The organism is Agrobacterium larrymoorei, assembly GCF_037722385.1.
GTDB lineage: Bacteria > Pseudomonadota > Alphaproteobacteria > Rhizobiales > Rhizobiaceae > Agrobacterium > Agrobacterium larrymoorei_C.
The window spans coordinates 314,680-331,983 of the sequence record NZ_JBBKAQ010000003.1 but is presented as its reverse complement, the minus strand read 5'-3'; the positions used below and the strand labels follow the sequence as shown (position 1 = coordinate 331,983).

13 protein-coding genes are annotated in these 17,304 nt (G+C 58.6%); 7 read left to right on the top strand and 6 right to left on the bottom strand.

Annotated elements, in window-relative coordinates; translation table 11 throughout:
- Positions 1 to 67: 67 nt before the first annotated feature.
- Entirely contained in the window at positions 68 to 967 is a 900-nt protein-coding gene (locus WKI41_RS06885) for a PhnA-like protein (protein ID WP_340192743.1), read from the top strand.
- A 131-nt stretch (positions 968 to 1,098) separates the two neighbouring features.
- On the opposite strand, the gene dksA is transcribed toward WKI41_RS06885, so the two are convergent.
- Positions 1,099 to 1,518: an RNA polymerase-binding protein DksA gene (gene dksA / locus WKI41_RS06880; protein WP_340192742.1), complete on the bottom strand. Its 420-nt coding sequence runs from the start codon at positions 1,516 to 1,518 to the stop codon at positions 1,099 to 1,101.
- Between the two features lie 269 nt (positions 1,519 to 1,787).
- On the opposite strand from dksA, the gene WKI41_RS06875 reads away from it, so the two are divergent.
- The 4 genes from WKI41_RS06875 (at position 1,788) to WKI41_RS06860 (ending at position 5,633) form a co-directional block, all read left to right on the top strand.
- Complete coding sequence (locus WKI41_RS06875; RefSeq protein WP_340192741.1) at positions 1,788 to 2,297, top strand: SixA phosphatase family protein; 510 nt, start codon at positions 1,788 to 1,790, stop codon at positions 2,295 to 2,297.
- Between the two features lie 101 nt (positions 2,298 to 2,398).
- A complete protein-coding gene (locus WKI41_RS06870; protein ID WP_340192740.1) occupies positions 2,399 to 3,874 on the top strand; it encodes a YcjX family protein in 1,476 nt (491 codons plus the stop codon).
- On the top strand, positions 3,871 to 4,947 hold the full coding sequence (locus WKI41_RS06865; protein WP_340192739.1) for a TIGR01620 family protein: 1,077 nt from the start codon (positions 3,871 to 3,873) through the stop codon (positions 4,945 to 4,947). The genes WKI41_RS06870 and WKI41_RS06865 overlap by 4 nt, the downstream gene beginning before the upstream one ends.
- A 128-nt stretch (positions 4,948 to 5,075) precedes the next feature.
- Positions 5,076 to 5,633, top strand: a complete 558-nt coding sequence (locus WKI41_RS06860; protein WP_340192738.1) for a hypothetical protein — start codon at positions 5,076 to 5,078, stop codon at positions 5,631 to 5,633.
- 18 nt (positions 5,634 to 5,651) lie between these two features.
- On the opposite strand, the gene folK is transcribed toward WKI41_RS06860, so the two are convergent.
- From folK to folP, 3 genes are read right to left on the bottom strand one after another with little or no spacing between them, the layout of a single operon-like run.
- Positions 5,652 to 6,176, bottom strand: coding sequence for a 2-amino-4-hydroxy-6-hydroxymethyldihydropteridine diphosphokinase (gene folK / locus WKI41_RS06855; protein WP_340192737.1), 525 nt, complete (start codon positions 6,174 to 6,176; stop codon positions 5,652 to 5,654).
- Entirely contained in the window at positions 6,169 to 6,534 is a 366-nt protein-coding gene (folB, locus tag WKI41_RS06850) for a dihydroneopterin aldolase (RefSeq protein ID WP_062425460.1), read from the bottom strand. The genes folK and folB overlap by 8 nt, the downstream gene beginning before the upstream one ends.
- Positions 6,531 to 7,319: a dihydropteroate synthase gene (gene folP, locus WKI41_RS06845; protein ID WP_340192978.1), complete on the bottom strand. Its 789-nt coding sequence runs from the start codon at positions 7,317 to 7,319 to the stop codon at positions 6,531 to 6,533. Before folP ends, folB begins: the two co-directional genes overlap by 4 nt.
- A 283-nt stretch (positions 7,320 to 7,602) precedes the next feature.
- Between folP and WKI41_RS06840 the strand changes: the two genes are divergently transcribed.
- Entirely contained in the window at positions 7,603 to 8,232 is a 630-nt protein-coding gene (locus WKI41_RS06840) for a DUF922 domain-containing Zn-dependent protease (protein WP_340192736.1), read from the top strand.
- 298 nt (positions 8,233 to 8,530) lie between these two features.
- On the opposite strand, the gene WKI41_RS06835 is transcribed toward WKI41_RS06840, so the two are convergent.
- Together WKI41_RS06835 and WKI41_RS06830 are read right to left on the bottom strand one after the other, a co-directional pair.
- Positions 8,531 to 8,851, bottom strand: coding sequence for a 2Fe-2S iron-sulfur cluster-binding protein (locus WKI41_RS06835; protein ID WP_340192735.1), 321 nt, complete (start codon positions 8,849 to 8,851; stop codon positions 8,531 to 8,533).
- A 259-nt stretch (positions 8,852 to 9,110) separates the two neighbouring features.
- Positions 9,111 to 9,479 (bottom strand): Hpt domain-containing protein, encoded by a 369-nt coding sequence (locus WKI41_RS06830; RefSeq protein ID WP_340192734.1) that lies wholly within the window; start codon positions 9,477 to 9,479, stop codon positions 9,111 to 9,113.
- Positions 9,480 to 9,957: 478 nt separating this feature from the next.
- Here WKI41_RS06830 and WKI41_RS06825 point away from each other — a divergent pair, with 478 nt between their 5' ends.
- On the top strand, positions 9,958 to 17,070 hold the full coding sequence (locus tag WKI41_RS06825; RefSeq protein ID WP_425340996.1) for a hypothetical protein: 7,113 nt from the start codon (positions 9,958 to 9,960) through the stop codon (positions 17,068 to 17,070).
- The last annotated feature ends 234 nt before the right edge of the window (positions 17,071 to 17,304 follow it).

Sequence of the window (17,304 nt, the reverse complement as noted above, 5' to 3'; positions counted from 1 at the left end):
AACAAACGGATTGAAAGGCCGTTGCACCGCATGCGCAACCTTCGCGCGATTTATTAGGAGAGTCTAAATGGTTGATCAGGCCCGCTATGCAACATCGACGGTGGCCGCGCGCAGCGCGGTATGGCCCGAAGCAGTGACACGTATTTCCTGGGGTGGCGTTTTTGCAGGTGTCGCGGTCGCACTGACACTTCATTTGCTCCTCAACCTCCTGGGCGTTGCCATCGGTGCGGGCGTGATCGATCCCGCCCATAACGACACGCCGTCGGCAACGTCGCTATCGACGGGCTCGGTGATTTGGATCATTGCCAGCGGCATCATCTCGTCCTTCGTGGGCGGCTACGTGGCGAGCCGCCTTTCCGGTCGCTCCATCCGCTCGACCGGCGCTCTTCACGGTTTGACCACCTGGGCTGTCACCACGCTGATCGTCTTCTACATGCTGACGACCTCCGTCGGCGCGTTGATCGGCGGAGCTTTCACCGGTGTCACAAGCGTCTTCTCCGGTGCCGGTTCAACGATCGCAACTGCCGCAACGACGGCTGCACCAGCGCTTGCAAACACCACCGATCCGCTGGCTGGCGTCGAGCAGCGTATCCGTGAAGCGAGCGGCGGAAACGATCCGCAGGCTCTTCGCGATGCCGCTGTTAGCGCCGTACGCGCGGTTCTGACCGGTGACCAGGCCCAGGCTGAAGATGCACGCAACCGCGCTGCCGATGCCCTCGCCCGCGCTCAGAACATCCCGGTCGACCAGGCACGTCAGCAGGTTACGGACTATGAGAACCAGTACCGTCAGGCTGTCGAGCAGGCCAAGGTCCGCGCGACAGAAGCTGCACAGGCAACTGCGACCGCCGTCTCCACCGCCTCCTACGTCGCCTTCGGCGCGCTTCTGGTCGGTGCAGTCGCTGCGCTCTTCGGCGGCAGCGTCGGCACCAGTCGTGGTTACCGCGACGGCGAAGTCGTCGTCGAGTAATACGGTCTCAAGGTCGATCGGAGTGCCCGCGCAAGTCGCGGGCATTTTTGTATAGACCTTATGGATGCAATACAAAAAAGGCCGCATCATTTCTGAAGCGGCCTATCATTCATTTGTATTCCGTCTTGCGATTACTCGTCGCGATAAACCTTTTCGCGCCGCTCATGTCGCTCTTGCGCCTCTATCGACAAGGTCGCAATCGGACGAGCATCAAGGCGCTTGATCCCAATCGGTTCGCCAGTTTCCTCACAGTAACCGTAAGTGCCGTCTTCGATCCGCTGAAGAGCAGCATCGATCTTGGAAATCAGCTTGCGCTGACGATCGCGGGCTCTCAGTTCGATGGCTCTGTCTGTTTCTGAAGAGGCACGGTCTGCCAGGTCAGGATGATTGGCGCTTTCCTCTGCGAGATGACCGAGTGTCTCGCGCGCTTCTCTCAATATGTCGTTTTTCCAACCGATCAGCTTGGCCCTGAAATAAGCCCGCTGGTTGGTGTTCATGAACTCGTCGTTTTCCGAGAGCACATAGTTACTAAGATCGATCTTCTCACTCAACGCGATTCTCCTCGAAGAACATCTCATATGGCGGCGGTATACTCCAATGCCGTGTAGCCATTCAAGCCTGGAGAATCGTTTTCAGGCATTTTTAAATCTGTCACAAAAATCATCTAAACGACTATTTTTTATACATTATTGCGAAAACACGAATTATTTCTTCGATCACTTTATCTAGACTTGCTCTTCCGCGCTCACTCTTGCGAGTTAGCCCCCTCCTCCTGTAAAGCGTGGTTCTCCCTTTTTAATTGCATTAAGGATGCTCCGGAATGGCGCCGTCGCAACAGCAAACCTTCCGGCTTTATCTCTTGCGACACGCCCAGGCTGGATGGGCAGAACCCGGTGGACGCGACTTCGACCGAACGCTGACCGAAGAGGGAAAATCGGAAGCGGCGTTCATCGGCAAATCTGCTGTAGACAGGGACTATCGCCCCGCGCTCATGCTCAGCTCGGCTGCCACTCGATGCCGCGAAACGGCGCGAATTGTGCTCCAGGCATACGACGAGAAGATTGCCGTCTCCTATTTTGATGAGATGTATAACGCCCGGGCTGAAATCTATCTTGATCTTGCGCTTCGAAGAGACGACGTCTCGTCTCTCATGCTTGTCGGACATAACCCAACAATAGAAGCTGTTGCAGAGGTTCTGCTTGGCCGTGAGCTTCTGGAAACGTCGCTCCCGCATGGTTTTCCGACAGCAGGCCTCGCCGTGCTCGAATGCGATCTCGCGGACAAATCCAGATTCCGTGGCTGGCGGCTCGTGGACTTTCTTACGCCATAAGCAGAATTCCAAGGGTTGGAAAACTTTGCCCCGCGCTTCTTTTTTGAGCATGGCGCTATCCTATATATTTTCGGAAGACCGATTATTTTTAGGAAAAGTCATTGCCGCCATCCCTGACATCCTTCACCGACAGCGCACTGATCGCCCTCGACAATCTTGCGGACCGGGCAAGCGCGCTGACCAACCCGACATTGCGGCTTGGTGTGACGGGACTGTCACGCGCGGGAAAGACGGTCTTCATCTCATCGCTCGTTCATAATCTACTCAATGGCGGACGCCTGCCACTCTTCGAAGCCATCCGGTCTGGTCGGGTCTCGAATGTGCGGCTCGAACCGCAGCCGGATGATGCCATCCCGCGCTTTCAATACGAAGATCATATCCAGGCGCTGGTGCGAGATCGAATCTGGCCGGAATCGACCCGCGCCATTTCGGAGCTTCGGATCACGCTCGATTACCAGAGTGCGAGCGGCTGGGGGCGCTGGTTTTCGCCGGGTCGGCTTTCCATTGATATCGTCGATTATCCAGGCGAATGGCTGCTGGATCTGCCGCTGCTGACGCAGGATTACAAGACTTTCAGCGACAACACGGTTTTGCTGGCACGGACGGGCGTCAGGTCCGAACTTGCACGCGAGTGGCTGGATATTGCGTCATCCATTGATATTGATGCGCCAGCTGATGAGATGACCGCCAAGCGCTTGGCGGAGAGCTTCGCGGCCTACCTCAAGGCCTGCAAGTCGGATGAGCGGTCGCTCTCAACGCTGCCGCCCGGTCGCTTCTTGATGCCGGGCGATCTGGAGGGCTCGCCTGCCCTCACCTTCTCACCTCTTCCAGGGATCGGTGACGAGAAAGCCGTCAAAGGATCGCTGCGTGCCATGATGGAGCGACGCTTTGAAGCCTACAAGTCGATCGTGGTGAAGCCCTTCTTCCGTGAGCATTTCGCCCGCCTCGACCGGCAGATCGTGCTGATAGATGCGCTGCAGGCGGTCAATCGTGGGCCGGAAGCCGTGCAGGATCTGGAGCGTGCGCTTGGCGATGTGCTCGCCTGTTTCCGCCCTGGCAAGAACAGCCTTCTCTCGTCGCTGGTTGGCCGGCGCATCGACAAGGTGCTGGTGGCGGCAACGAAAGCAGACCATCTGCACCACGAGAGCCATGACCGGCTGGAGAATCTTACTGCGCGTCTTGTCGATCGTGCAGTGACGACCATCGGCATGAGCGGTGCAGGTATCGAAGTCATGGCGCTTGCCTCGGTGCGTGCGACGAAGGAGGCAAGCGTGCGCCAGGACGGAGCGTCATTGCCGGTCATCGTCGGCACGCCAATTGCTGGCGAGAAAATCAACGGCGAGATCTTCGACGGCAGTCGCAGTACGGCAATCTTTCCCGGCGACCTGCCGGAGGACCCGGAGCCGCTCTTTCGCCAGATCGATGCACAAGGCGCTTCGGCAGACCTGCCCGACGTCAACGTCATCCGCTTCCGTCCGCCGAAACTAGAAGAGACGGCCGGCGGCATCAAGCTCTCGGTCCCGCATATTCGCCTGGACCGCGCCATGCAGTTTCTGTTCGGAGACAAGCTCGCATGAAAGACAATACGAACGGTTCGTCCCGCAGACCCGCGGCGTTCACTCTCGAGACCGAAGCGCAACGAGGTACGCCGACGGCATTGCCAAGGCGTCAGCCACGCAGCTTCGACACCGACGTCTCGATGGTACCGGATGAAGAAGACCCGTTCTTGGCACCCGAAGAGATCGATGCAGCGCCACTTCCTGTCGCGGAACCGCGCCGCCACCGCTTCTCCTTCGGTAAACTCGCTATCGGTGCCATTGGCGTTCTTCTCTCGCTTGCTTTCGGGCTTTGGGCCGACCAACTCATCCGCAACCTGTTCTCGCGCTCGGACTGGTTGGGTTATACGGCGACAATCGCGCTTATCGTTGCGGTCGTCGCAGTCCTTGTTCTCATTGGGCGGGAAGTCTTCGGCATCATGCGGTTGAACGCCGTTCAGTCGCTGAAGGCGGATGCGCAAGATGCTGCCGGCCAAAAGAAGGCGTCGGCTGCGCGTTCCGTGATAACTCGGCTGACAGCTGTTCTCTCTCACCGGGCGGAGACAGCCAAAGGTCGTGCCGCCTTGAAAGAGACCGAAAGCGATGTGATCGACGGGCCGCATCTGATGGAGCTCGCCGAACGGGAGCTTCTCACCCCGCTCGACCGCCAAGCGCGTGCCTTGATCCTCAACTCGTCCAAGCGAGTCTCGGTCGTGACTGCCGTCAGCCCTCGGGCCATCGTCGATCTGGCCTATGTCCTGTTTGAGGTGACCCGACTTGTTCGCGCCATGGCCGAACTTTACGGCGGCCGTCCGGGCACTCTCGGAATGATCCGGCTACTGCGCGATGTGATCGCTCACCTTGCAGTGACAGGCTCGATTGCGGTGGGTGATGGGCTGGCCCAACAGGTTCTTGGACACGGCCTTGCCTCGCGTCTGTCGGCCCGTCTCGGTGAAGGTGTCATCAACGGTCTGATGACGGCTCGCATAGGAATTGCCGCAATGGATCTCTGCCGGCCCTTGCCTTTCCGAGCGCTGAAACGGCCGGGCATCAGCGACTTCATGTCCGATTTAACGCCGGATCTGAAGGGTAACACAAAGGTTGAAAAGCCCTGATTTCAGGGTTCTTCCGAGCCAAATGGTTACAATTCGTTATCCTTATTTGCCCGAAATATACCAACCATTAACCATTCGCGACATAGATTGCTCCCACACAAAGCGGCCTACTCGCCAGGGAAAGTATCATGTTTTCGCGCTTCTTTTCGCTTCTGGGCGGACTTGCCGCCGTTATGTCCGTCAGTAGCGGACTTGCAATTTCGGACGTTCAAGCCGCATCGCGTGACGACGTCTTCTTCGGCTCGGTCGCAGGCACCTGGTCTGGTCCGGGCGAGATCGTCGCTGGCAAATACAAGGGCACAAAGTTCAACTGCGATCTCACAGGCGAACCGCTGGGCGATAAAGAGACGGGCATCAAGCTTGGCGGCACCTGCCGCGTTGGCGTCTTCAAGCAGCCCATGTCCGCCATCATTGCTAAAAAAGGTGGTGGCTATGAGGGCAAGTTCCTCGACGGCTCCGAGGGCAAAGGACTGGATGTCACATCCGGTCAGGTCAGCGGCGACAAGGTGGTGCTCGGCATCAACCGCGCAAAGCTCAACGGCGCGATGGTGGCGCGTGTGATGGAAGACAACAAGTCGATGAACATCACGATCTCGGTCAAAGTTGCAGATCAGATGATCCCTGTGATCGGCCTGACATTGGCGCGCAATGTCGACTCGATGGCGGTCGGCTCGATCAAGCCGTAACGCGGCTCAACCGGATTCTCATTCCGAAGCGGGATTGGTCCACCAGTCCCGCTTTTCGTTTGCACGCACGATGCCGGTACTATTGGCGTTCGCAAGCCATTCGATCACCCGCCTGCCATTCACAACCAGATCCGGCGTGATATCGCTAAGCGGCATCAAAACGAAAGCGCGTTCCGTCATCCTTGGATGAGGGATTTCGACACGATCCGTCAGGACATGCGCGTCGCCGAAGGTCAGCACATCGATATCGATGGTACGCGGCCCCCAGCGCTCGATGCGCACACGCTTCATCCCCCGTTCGATATCGAGGCAGAGATCGAGTAAAGCCTCGGCGGTGAGCGACGTCTCGATCAAAGCGCAGCAGTTGAAGAAGTCGGCTTGGTCGGTCTTGCCCCACGGGGGCGTGCGGTAGAGCTCGGACACCGACACAAGGCGGCAATCGCTGCGCGCGCTCAAAGCAGCCAGTGCTTTCGCCATCGCAGTCTTCGGGTCACCGAGATTGCCGCCGAGGCCAAGCGTTGCGGAGGTCCACATCTCAGGCATGCTGCTCGACGCAGACCTGAGCGTAATCCAGGATACCTGGGACAGGCGCCGAGGGCTTGCGCACGGTGATCTTGACGCGCACAATCTGCGGGTAGCGCTGGCGAAGGGCGGTGGCGATATCGTTGGCAAGCGCCTCGATCAGATAGCGCCGCTGGCCGACGACGATCTTTTCAATGACGGCAAAAGCAACACCGTAGTCCACGGTGTTACCAATCTCGTCCGTCTCAAGTGCGTCTCCGGCTTCGACATCCATTTCGGCATCGACGAAGAAGCGCTGGCCCAAAACCTCCTCCTGCTCCAGCAGGCCATGGCGGGCGAAGAACGAACAGTTCTTCAGAAGGATCGTGTAACGGCTCAAGCGCGTGTCTCCTGTCGCTTCTTCTGGTCGAGGACAGCATCGGCGACAGCCAAGGCATCCCTTGTCATGGACACGTTATGAACGCGGAAGATCAATGCGCCTGCAAGGCGCAGGATCGTCGTTGTTGCTGCCGTTCCCACGTCGCGCTCATCCGCTGCTTCTCGTCCGGTCAACGCGCCAATGAAACGTTTGCGCGACGTGCCGGCCAGAATAGGCAGGCGGAAGGCTGCAAGCTCATCGAAACGCGACATCAGTGCGACATTTTCATCCACATTCTTGGCGAAGCCGAAGCCAGGGTCAAGGACGATACGGTCGCGGGCGATGCCGGCGGTATCGGCAATCGCAAGCGATTGGTTCAGAAAGGAAAACTGATCGGCGATGACATCGTCCAGCTTCCGGCGCTCCCGCCCGGTGTGCATGATGCAGACCCCTGCACCAGAGTTTGCGACGACTTGCGCCATACCAGCATCTTTCTGCAGGCCGAACACGTCGTTGACGATATGCGCACCCGTTTCGATGGCGAGGCGCGCCGTCGATGCCCGGTAGGTATCGACCGAGATCAGCGCATCGGTGTGCTTCGAAAGCTGCTCGATCACTGGAAGAACTCGATCCTGTTCCTCCGCATCCGTCACGCTGGCAGCGCCGGGGCGGGTTGATTCCCCACCAATGTCAACGATATGCGCGCCGTTCTCGACACAAGCCAACGCATGTTGAACCGCCTGATCCACCGTGGCAAAGCGCCCGCCATCGGAAAAAGAATCCGGCGTAGCGTTGACGATCGCCATGATAAGGCCATGTCCATCAAGTTTCAGGAAGCGACCATGGGCCGCTTGCCACAGATTACTGCTGGCTGTTATCAAGTAACGTACGCCTTTCTGAACTCGTGGAGTGCCTTGCCATTTATACCGATCCCGCTCCGTTTACCGCATCGGTCGCTGTCAGACCGGCTTCGATTTTTTTCGGGCGCGGTACGTCGTATAAAGGTTTGAAGCGTTCTTTGCGCGCTTCCTCGGCCACCTCTCGCTCTATGCCGCAAACCTCCGGCAAGTTCAACATGAAGGCCGGAAAATGAAAAAGCTTTACCCTTTCTGCCTCGCACTTATCGCGGGTGCCCTGTTGCTGTCCGCCCTTGAACGCCCGGCTGCCGCCGAAACCCTCAGCACCAAGACCTACTCCTACTTCGTCGTTGGAGGAAAAACGGCAGAAGATCTGGATCGCGAGCTGTCGCTACGCGGCCCGATGACCAAGTCGACTGGCTTTCGCCATCCGGGTGCCACGGAAATCAAGTTTGGGGGCGAACTGACCTATGTGGAGAAAAATGGACGGTGCGGCGTGGGTACGGTCAAGGTAACCCTGCACACCAAGATCCTCCTGCCGCGCTGGTCGAACCGGCGTCGCACCAATGCTGATCTGGCGCTGATCTGGGACACACTCGCCGCCGATATCAAGCGCCATGAGGAACGGCATGCCGAAATTGCGCGAGGCTATGCGCGTGATCTCGATCAAAAGCTCCGTGCGTTACGTCCGCAACCCAGTTGCGAGGCTATGCAGAAGATGGTGGCAGAGGTGAGCCAAGAGGTGATGGATGCACATGACAAGGATCAGGTGCGCTTTGATAAGATCGAGTCCAAGAACTTCGACGCCAGAATGACACGGCTGCTTAAGAATCGCATTCAACAACGCGCCGACTCTCGCTGAACCAGGCATGAAGCACAGGATGCTTGCCCCAGCCGTGTCGCAACGCAAAAGGTTTTGCCGGATAATGACCGTTGATTTCTTGCCATGGTCGCACAGGGCAGACTCACGTAATGGTGAATGCACCAGATAAAGACATATTCGAAGACTTGAAATTCACGATCACACGGGCTCTCCCGGTGCGTATGAAGCCGCAGGTGTCTTCCTCTCCGCCTGCAGGTGACGCGCCCAACTGGAGCGGCAGGTGGCATAGTTATCACCACCGCCGCTCAATCTTTTCAAAGACTTACTAGAAGATAAATCAGCCCTGGCGCTCAGGCACGTGGACGACCAGGCCATTAAGGTCATCGGTCATCTTGATCTGACAGGACAGGCGCGAGGTCGGGCGCACGTCGAAAGCGAAATCGAGCATGTCCTCTTCCATCGGCTCTGGCGGCCCTACCCGCTCAGCCCATTGATCGTCGACATAGACATGACAGGTTGCACAGGCGCAGGCACCCCCACATTCAGCATCAATGCCAGGAATGGAATTGCGAACGGCGTTCTCCATCACAGTGGAGCCGTTGCTGACGTCGAGTTCATGGGACGTGCCGTCGAAAGCAACGATAGTCAGTTTTGTCATGTCAAAAGATCCAGGCAAGGTGTTTGAGAATTCTTCTAAACACATAGAAAGGCCGGCTGCGATTGGCAACCCGTGAATGTGGTCGCGAACCAAACCGGCCTGTATCGTGGTAGTTCCGAGTTACAGCATCGCCTGAGAATTGCATTGGATTTTCGGAAAAGCAGGATGCGTCAATTCAAAAGCGAATGCGTCTATTGCGCGTCCAACAGGATCCATGGTGCCTTGGGATTTGCCCGGCGCCATCTAGGGCAGTTGCACTTTACCGGCAGAGCTTCAGAATGAAGTTCTCGGCTTCCACAACGCAGGCAGCTAGCTTCGCGAGAGCAGCACCATCGTACTGGCCGTTCTCAAGGATTTCCGCCGCGGCCGACACGCTGAATGCGCCGACTGCGTCGGCCGAGCCTTTGAGACGACCGGCAATGACGCGCATGGATGCTTTGTCAGCAGCCGCAAGCTCTTGCAGGATGGACCGCGCATGCCGAGAAAACAGCTGGAGAACCGCGATTTCAAGATCCTTATCGCCCTTCGTCTGACAGGCCAGGTGAGTGAAGTCGATCGGTTTTCTTCCAGTTACGGCTTTGCCGCCATGATTGTCCGGCGCTTCAAATGCGATACTGAGCGCAGCCATCTGCATGATCCTTCGTTTGTCTTTGGATAGAGTTGTTTGAATGTGTTTCACATCAAAGCAAGCTATTGTCGCTTTCAGCTGAAAATGCGGCGCCTATAACGGGAAAATCTTTCGCTATGGTTAATTTATGTTAAACTTCTCATAACTCAGGGTTTCCAGGTCTTTTCGCGGTTTAAAAACTGTTAACAAGCAGGCACTTGGACCGCCCGCGCCGCCCGTGTTAATTGTTTAAAAGCTGCAAATGTGTCACTACGGTTATTCCGTGCCGCATGCCCTCTTCCCGGGTTTTGCGAATTCGGCAAGCTGATGCATTTTTACCTTGAAGCTGGGCGACCGCTTTCAGGTGTTAGTAAGGAGCAGGCCACCGCGTACCATGATGGTTCTAGGTGTCTTGCAGGCATGATGGCGGATATTCGTTTGCAGGCGGCGGGCGAATGAACGGCATGAGCCGGGCGTATATGTAACGAGGCGTAACCGCATGGCGAACAACAAGTTTAGCGACTCGATCGACGAGACTGCATACCAGGCACTTGAAGATGCCTTGCAGCTCGGCGCATACGAAAATCAGCCGGAGCCTCGTAGAAGGTCCACTCAAAAGCCCGCGGAGGCAAGAGTGCCAGAACAGAATAGACCGCGTAAGAACGACCAGCAGGCACAGGCCTCGGCTCAAGCAGCAGCAGCGCGCGCGGCAAGCGAGCAGCAGTCTCGATCCGGTGGCCTTGAGGCTGCCAATGACGGCACCAAACGCAGCCCGGCCATGATCTTGCGCTCGCTGGAGGCCGGCTCGATGACTGGCGCCATCCGCAATGCGTCGATCGTATCGGTCTTCTGGGCGATTGCCGGCATTGGTCTTGCCCATGCCATTTACGGCGGCCAGATCTGGAATGTGGGCTCGATCGCACAGCTCTTTGCCATTCCTGGCCTGATGGCCATCATGGTCGGCATCGTCGTCCCGATCATGCTGTTCTTCGCATTCGCCATCATGATGGCGCGCGCCAAGGATCTGCGCAATGCGGCGCGCTCCATGGCGGAAGTTGCCCTTCGTCTAGCAGAGCCGGAAACAATTGCATCCGAACGGATCATGTCTGTCGGCCAGGCCGTTCGTCGTGAAGTCTCCGCCATGAATGACGGCATCGAGCGCACGATTGCCCGTGCGACCGAGCTTGAGACGCTCGTCCATTCGGAAGTCAATGCGCTCGAGCGGAGCTACGCCGATAACGAACTGCGCGTGCGCGGTCTTGTGCATGAGCTGACCGCAGAGCGCGATGCCATCATCAGCCATGCGGAGCGCATTCGCTCCTCGATCTTCGGCGCTCAGGAGCAACTCAAGGAAGAACTGTCACTGGTCGGTGAAGAGTTGTCCATGCGTCTTGCCACCAGTGGCGAGGCGTTTGCTTCGATGATCGACACCCGATCGGCAGCACTTCTGGAGAAGTCGCGCGTTTCGACTGAAGCCATGGGCACGCTGATTGCAGCGAAGACCGAAAACCTGCTGAATGCTCTGAACAGCTCCGGTGCTGCGCTCAACAACGAATTCGATCTTCGCCTTCACGATCTCTCCAATACGTTTGACGAGCGCGGAAACGCCCTGATCGAGAAATTCGCCACGCATGCCACCGCGCTGTCGAGCGGCACGGAAACGCTCAACCAGTCGATGGACGAGCACACCCGCCTTCTCAACGAGACGCTGACCAAACGCACGCAGGAGCTGTCGCAGAATATCAGCCGCGGCCAGCAGGTCATCGATGGCTCGCTGGACACGGTGCTCGGCAAGCTTTCTGCTACACTCGAAGAAAAAGGCACGTCCTTCCGCCAAAGCCTGCAGAGCACGGCAGACGATGCGATCATGGATCTCGATCTGCGCTCCGGCCTTTTCGAAGAAAAGCTGCAGACGACCGTCGGCCTCGTCAACACGGCGTTCGACACGCATGTTGCAGAGTTTGCCAGCGCATTCGACCAGCGCGCCGGTACGCTCGACAGCAAGCTGATGGAAAGCCTCGCACGCATCAACGAAACAGTTGCCGGTGGTACGGATTCGTTGAGCGGCATCCTCAATTCCAATATCGATCGCCTCAACAACACTCTCACCGACCAGTCTCTCGCTTTGGCGACGTCGCTTGGCACCGGTCAGGAGATGCTGGAAAGCTCGCTCGAAACCCGCACACGCGAACTGACGGATGCCTTGAGCGCGCGCACCAACGAAATCTCTACCGCGATTGTCGGCACGCACGAGAAGATCGATGCGGTTCTCGCGGAGCGCAGCGCGCAGCTTTTCGGTGCATTGACCGAAAGCCAGAACCGCTTCGACAACGCGCTTGCCAGCCGTTCGGAAGCCATCACCGGATCGGTTGCCGGCACGGCAGAACGCTTGGCCGCGCTGCTCGATGAGCGCGCCGCCGCTATCAACAATGTCGTCGCCGACGTTGAGCGTCGCCTTGCAGAAACGCTGGATAGCCGCGCTGCTGCCATTACGGGTGCCGTCTCCGGCGTCGAAGACCGCATTGCCGATACGTTGGATAGCCGAACTGCAGCACTGAACCACGTCGTTGCAGGCGTGGAAGAACGCATCGCCGACACGCTCGATAGCCGCACCATGGCGCTGGACATGGCATTCTCCAACGCTGAAGAGCGCATTGCGGAAACCCTGGATACGCGCACCTCTGCTCTGACCACCATCGTCAACGATGTCGACAGCCGTCTCGCAGAGACGCTGGACAGCCGCACGTCTGCTCTCGGGAATGTCGTTGCCGGTGTTGAAGAGCGCATTACCGATGCACTCGACAGCCGCACCATGGCGCTCGACATGGCATTCTCGACTGCCGAAGAGCGTATTGCCGAAACGCTCGAAAACCGTACCTCCGCCCTTAACAGTATCGTCAGTGGTGTTGAAGATCGCCTTGCCGAGACGCTGGACAGTCGTACTGCTGCGCTTGGGACCGTCGTTGCGGTCGTTGAAGAGCGCATAGCCGATGCGCTCGACAGCCGGACCATGGCACTCGATATGGCATTCTCGACCGCCGAAGAGCGCATAGCCGAAACACTCGATACGCGCACCTCGAATCTGACCAATTTCGTCAGCGATGTCGAAGGCCGCCTGGCCAATACTTTGGACAGCCGCACCTCCGCGCTAGGCAACGTTGTTGCGGGCGTTGAAGAGCGAATCGCCGATGCGCTCGACAGCCGGACCATGGCACTCGATATGGCGTTCTCGACTGCCGAAGAACGGATCGCTGAAACGCTCGATACACGCACTTCGAACCTGACCAATATCGTCAGCGGTGTAGAAGGCCGTTTGGCCGATACTTTGGACAGCCGCACCTCCGCGCTAGGCAACGTTGTTGCGGGCGTTGAAGAGCGAATCGCCGATGCTCTCGACAGCCGGACGATGGCACTCGACATGGCGTTCTTGACTGCCGAAGAGCGGATCGCTGAAACGCTCGATACGCGCGCTTCGAACCTGACCAATATAGTTAGCAATGTCGAAGGCCGTTTGGCCGACACGCTGGATAGCCGCACCTCGGCGTTGGGTAATGTCGTCGCTGGCGTAGAAGAACGCATTACCGATGCGCTCGACAGCCGCACCATGGCCATCGACATGGCGTTCTCTTCTGCTGAGGAACGGATCGCCGATACGCTCGACACGCGCACGTCGCATCTGACCAATATCGTCAGCGGCGTGGAAGGTCGTTTGGCCGAAACGCTTGATAGCCGTACCTCTGCCCTCAACAGCGTGGTTGCCGGTGTAGAAGAGCGCATCGCCGACACGCTCGACAGCCGCACCATGGCAATCGACATGGCCTTCTCTTCTGCTGAAGAGCGGATTGCAGAAACCCTCGACAGCCGCGCGGCCACTCTGACGTCCGCCGTTTCCGGTATCGAGAGCCGCATCGCGGGTACGTTGGAGAGCCGTACCCATGCGCTGACGGATGCTGTCAACGGCGTCGAAGGCCGTATTGCCGACACGCTCGATAGCCGCACCATGGCGATCAACATCGCCTTCTCCAGCGCAGAAGAACGTCTTGCCGAAACACTTGATGGCCGTACAAGCGCGCTGACCTCTGTCGTCTCGGGCGTCGAAGAACGCATTGCCGATACGCTCGACAGCCGTACCATGGCAATCGACATGGCCTTCTCCTCTGCCGAAGAGCGCCTGGCCGAAACCCTGGATGGCCGCACGAGCGCCCTCTCCTCGGTTGTATCCGGCGTGGAAGAACGTCTCGCAGACACGCTCGACAGCCGCACCATGGCGATCGACATGGCTTTCTCCTCTGCCGAAGAGCGCCTGGCCGAAACCCTGGATGGCCGAACCGGCGCCCTCACCTCTGTGGTATCGGGCGTAGAAGAACGTCTCGCTGACACGCTCGACAGCCGCACCATGGCGATCGACATGGCGATCTCTTCTGCCGAAGAGCGCCTCGCTTACGCCCTCGATGGTCGGGCTGCGAGCCTTGCCCGCACTGTCTCGGATGCCGAAGAGCGGCTGACATCGACGACATCTGCAATGGAAGAAGCCATGTCCGTCGGGCATCTGCGTCTCGACACCATGCTCGGCACCCAGGCCTATACCATCAGCCGAACTGTCGAGCGCAACAGCGAGCTGATCGAACAGACGGTTGCTTCCGCGGCGACCCGGATCGAGACCGCAGTCGAGTCCGGCGGCGGCAACTTTGCCAACACGATGGAAAGCGGCGTCCAGCGTCTGGAAAACAATCTGCAGACGTCGCACGAAGCCATCCGTAGCACATTGGATCAGCATCACTCCGCTCTGTCGGAGACGTTGGGCTCTGCCAAGGAGCAACTCGGCGATCTTCTATCCGAGCAGACGATGTCGCTGGCGACCACCGTTGCTTCGAGCACCAGCATGCTGGAAATGTCGTTTGAAACGCAGCAAGAAGTGCTGCAACGCACGATCGACATTGCATCGGAATCGATGAGCTCGCGTATCGAAAATTCCGTCAACACGGTTTCCAACCGTCTTGGCGAAACCGGCGCGCGGCTTGAGAACAATATCGAGACCCTGCATGGCAAGCTTCAGTCCGATCTGAGCAACGTCAATGCAACGCTTGACGACGCCACCCAGAAGATTGAGGGCGTCTTCATTACCGGCACGGCTCGGATCGACGAACGTCTCGGGACCATGGACCGCGCGCTGAATGTCGGTCTCGAAAACGTCAACCGCACGATCGAAGGCAAAGCCTCCGGTCTCGCTCGCAGCCTTCGCGATGCGGTGGCCGACGCTGCTCAGAGCATCGATCATGAAGCGGTGCGCTCGACCGAATTCATCGGCAAGACCGGCGTAGAATTTGCTGACCAGATCAAGGCACGCAACGACGAATTCACGCGCACGGTCGAACAGCGCTCGGATGAAATTGTCGGACGCATTTCCGATGCGCAGAGCAGGCTTTCTGGGCAGGCTGCTGCGGTCGCGCAGACCTTCTCTGACGCTGGCAATGCCATCGTCAACAAGGTTGCCGAGGCGGAGGCGGTCGTTCGCACGCAGGTCGGCGCTATTTCGGAGACCCTGACGAATGTCGAAAGCGCGCTTGATGCTCGTGGCGAATCCATTCGCCACACGCTCGACAGCCGCACCCGCGAACTCAACTCTATGCTCGCAAGCCGTTCGGCCGAACTGTCTCGCCTCATCGAGGAGAAAGCAAAGCCAATCGTCAACGAATATGCGGCCGTTGGCCAGGACGCAGCAGAGAAGATCGTGACTGCGGCTCAGCAAAGCGCGAGTCTGCTGTCGGATACCAATAGCGGCATGGTGGGTATGGTCGAACAGGCCATCGACGAATATGGACGTGCAAGCAGCGACGCTGCCAACAAGCTGGTCGCGGCGACGCGCCAAAGCACCGACATGCTGTCGCAGACCCATTCGAGCATGACGGATGTGGTGAACGGCGCGACCGACAGCCTTAACGTGGCTGTTGCCCGTGCGACACAGGAATTCAAGCAAGCTGACGTCGCTCTCAACAGCGCTACGACAAGCTTCTCGGAATCCGCATCGCGTGCCTCCGACCTGATCACCACGTCCAGCCGCTTGCTGGAAAGCAAGGTCGATCGCCTGGCCACGGTGTCCGGCAACACGCTGTCACAGGTCGCTGGCATTGTAGCGCGCTTCGATGAGCACTCCTCTGTTCTGTCGCAGGCGGGCGAGCTTCTAACCTCGGCTCAGGCCAACCTCGTCGGCACACTGGAAGAACGCCAGGAAGCGCTTCGTTCGCTCTCGGTCGGTCTGTTGCAGCGGTCCGAGGAGATCGAAAACTCCATGCGTGGCGTCATGTCCGTCGTGGAGCAGACGTTGGGCGAGGCCGAACAGCGCTCTTCCAATGTGGCAGACAATCTGCGCGAAAACCTCAACTCGTCCTTCGACGATATTGGTCGCTCGCTGGATGAGACCGAACAGCGGGCACGCAACGCGGCGCAGAACATGCGCGGCGCGCTCCTTGCAGCCAGCCAGGACGCCGCCCGCTCCATCGAAGGCACGATGTCGGAGGCGCAGAAATATTCCGACGAGCTTGCTGGTCGTCTGCGCAATGGCGTGGCTTCGTCGCTGTCCGACGTCGACAAGCTGATCAACAGCGCCACCGACAAGTCGAACGCCGCGGCCACAGTTATGCGCGAGACATTGCGTGAAGCGGTACAGGAAGCGGTCAATCGCTTCTCGGGCGCAACGGAAGAAATCCGTCGCTCCAGCCACGACATCCGTCAGGAACTCGACGCAACGCGCGCAGAACTGAAGCGCGGCGCATTCGACCTGCCGGAAGAAGCAAAGGAAAGTGCTGCCGCCATGCGTCGTGCCGTTTCCGAGCAGATCAAGGCACTGCAGGATATCTCTCAGCTGGTTGGTCGCTCGACACAGCAGTTCGAGATTTCCGAACCAGCAGCACGTGCGATTGCGGCGACAAAGCCAGCCGCCCCGCAGCAGCAGCCACTGCGTGCAGAGTCGCGCCCACAGCAGCAACCTCTCTCTGCACCGGTAGCCACCCAGGCTCCGGTTCAGCAGCAGCCGGCTGCACCCGTTATCCGCAACGCGGCTCCGGTGGAGCAGCGGCCGGCTCCGTCGCAGCCTGGTCTTTCGGCGCCACTTCAGCGCCGCGAGGAAGGCGGTGGTTGGATCAGCGATCTGTTGCGCGGAGCATCGCGTGACGGTCAAGACGGTGCAGCGCCGGTGGCACCTGCCCCAGCTCCAGTGCGTCCTGCGGCCGAGCAGCAGACGCGTGCCACAGATAGTCGCAACCCGCGCCACGTGGTCGAGTCGCTGAATTCGCTATCAGTCGATATTGCCCGGGCTATCGATCACGATGCGTCGGTCGAATTGTGGGGCCGCTACCAGCGCGGTGAGCGCGACGTCTTCACGCGTCGTCTCTACACGCTGAAAGGTCAGCAGACCTTCGACGAGATCAAGCGCAAATATGAGCGTGAGTCTGAGTTCCGCACGGCGGTCGACCGATACATCTCCGACTTCGAAAAGCTGCTTGCCGATGTTTCTCGCACAGACCGCGACCGCACCGTAACGCAATCCTATCTGACGTCGGACACCGGCAAGGTTTACACCATGCTGGCCCATGCGGCAGGACGCTTTAGCTAACCGAGCCTCTCGCGGATACTGTTTGAAGACGCCCCCGCCAACAACGGGGGCGTTTTCATTTGAGGAGCATCAGCGTTGCAGATGGCAGTTGATGCGTCTTCACGATTGGCTGTGCCGCCTGAGTTGATGGCGCTACATCAATCCTCTGGAATTTTGGCAACGCGGCAGTCGCTCGTCCGCATGAGGTCGTCTTGTGCTTAATACGTTCTCTATAGCGACTGATGCGTTCGATCG

What these genes read in the sequence shown, in the direction of transcription:
- WKI41_RS06835 (WP_340192735.1), bottom strand. Translation starts at nt 8,851, where the DNA reads ATGACAAAACTGACTATCGTTGCTTTCGACGGCACGTCCCATGAACTC.
- WKI41_RS06865 (WP_340192739.1), top strand. Translation starts at nt 3,871, where the DNA reads ATGAAAGACAATACGAACGGTTCGTCCCGCAGACCCGCGGCGTTCACT.
- folK (WP_340192737.1), bottom strand. Translation starts at nt 6,176, where the DNA reads ATGCCTGAGATGTGGACCTCCGCAACGCTTGGCCTCGGCGGCAATCTC.
- WKI41_RS06840 (WP_340192736.1), top strand. Translation starts at nt 7,603, where the DNA reads ATGAAAAAGCTTTACCCTTTCTGCCTCGCACTTATCGCGGGTGCCCTG.
- WKI41_RS06875 (WP_340192741.1), top strand. Translation starts at nt 1,788, where the DNA reads ATGGCGCCGTCGCAACAGCAAACCTTCCGGCTTTATCTCTTGCGACAC.
- WKI41_RS06885 (WP_340192743.1), top strand. Translation starts at nt 68, where the DNA reads ATGGTTGATCAGGCCCGCTATGCAACATCGACGGTGGCCGCGCGCAGC.
- folP (WP_340192978.1), bottom strand. Translation starts at nt 7,319, where the DNA reads ATGGCGATCGTCAACGCTACGCCGGATTCTTTTTCCGATGGCGGGCGC.
- WKI41_RS06860 (WP_340192738.1), top strand. Translation starts at nt 5,076, where the DNA reads ATGTTTTCGCGCTTCTTTTCGCTTCTGGGCGGACTTGCCGCCGTTATG.
- WKI41_RS06825 (WP_425340996.1), top strand. Translation starts at nt 9,958, where the DNA reads ATGGCGAACAACAAGTTTAGCGACTCGATCGACGAGACTGCATACCAG.
- WKI41_RS06830 (WP_340192734.1), bottom strand. Translation starts at nt 9,479, where the DNA reads ATGGCTGCGCTCAGTATCGCATTTGAAGCGCCGGACAATCATGGCGGC.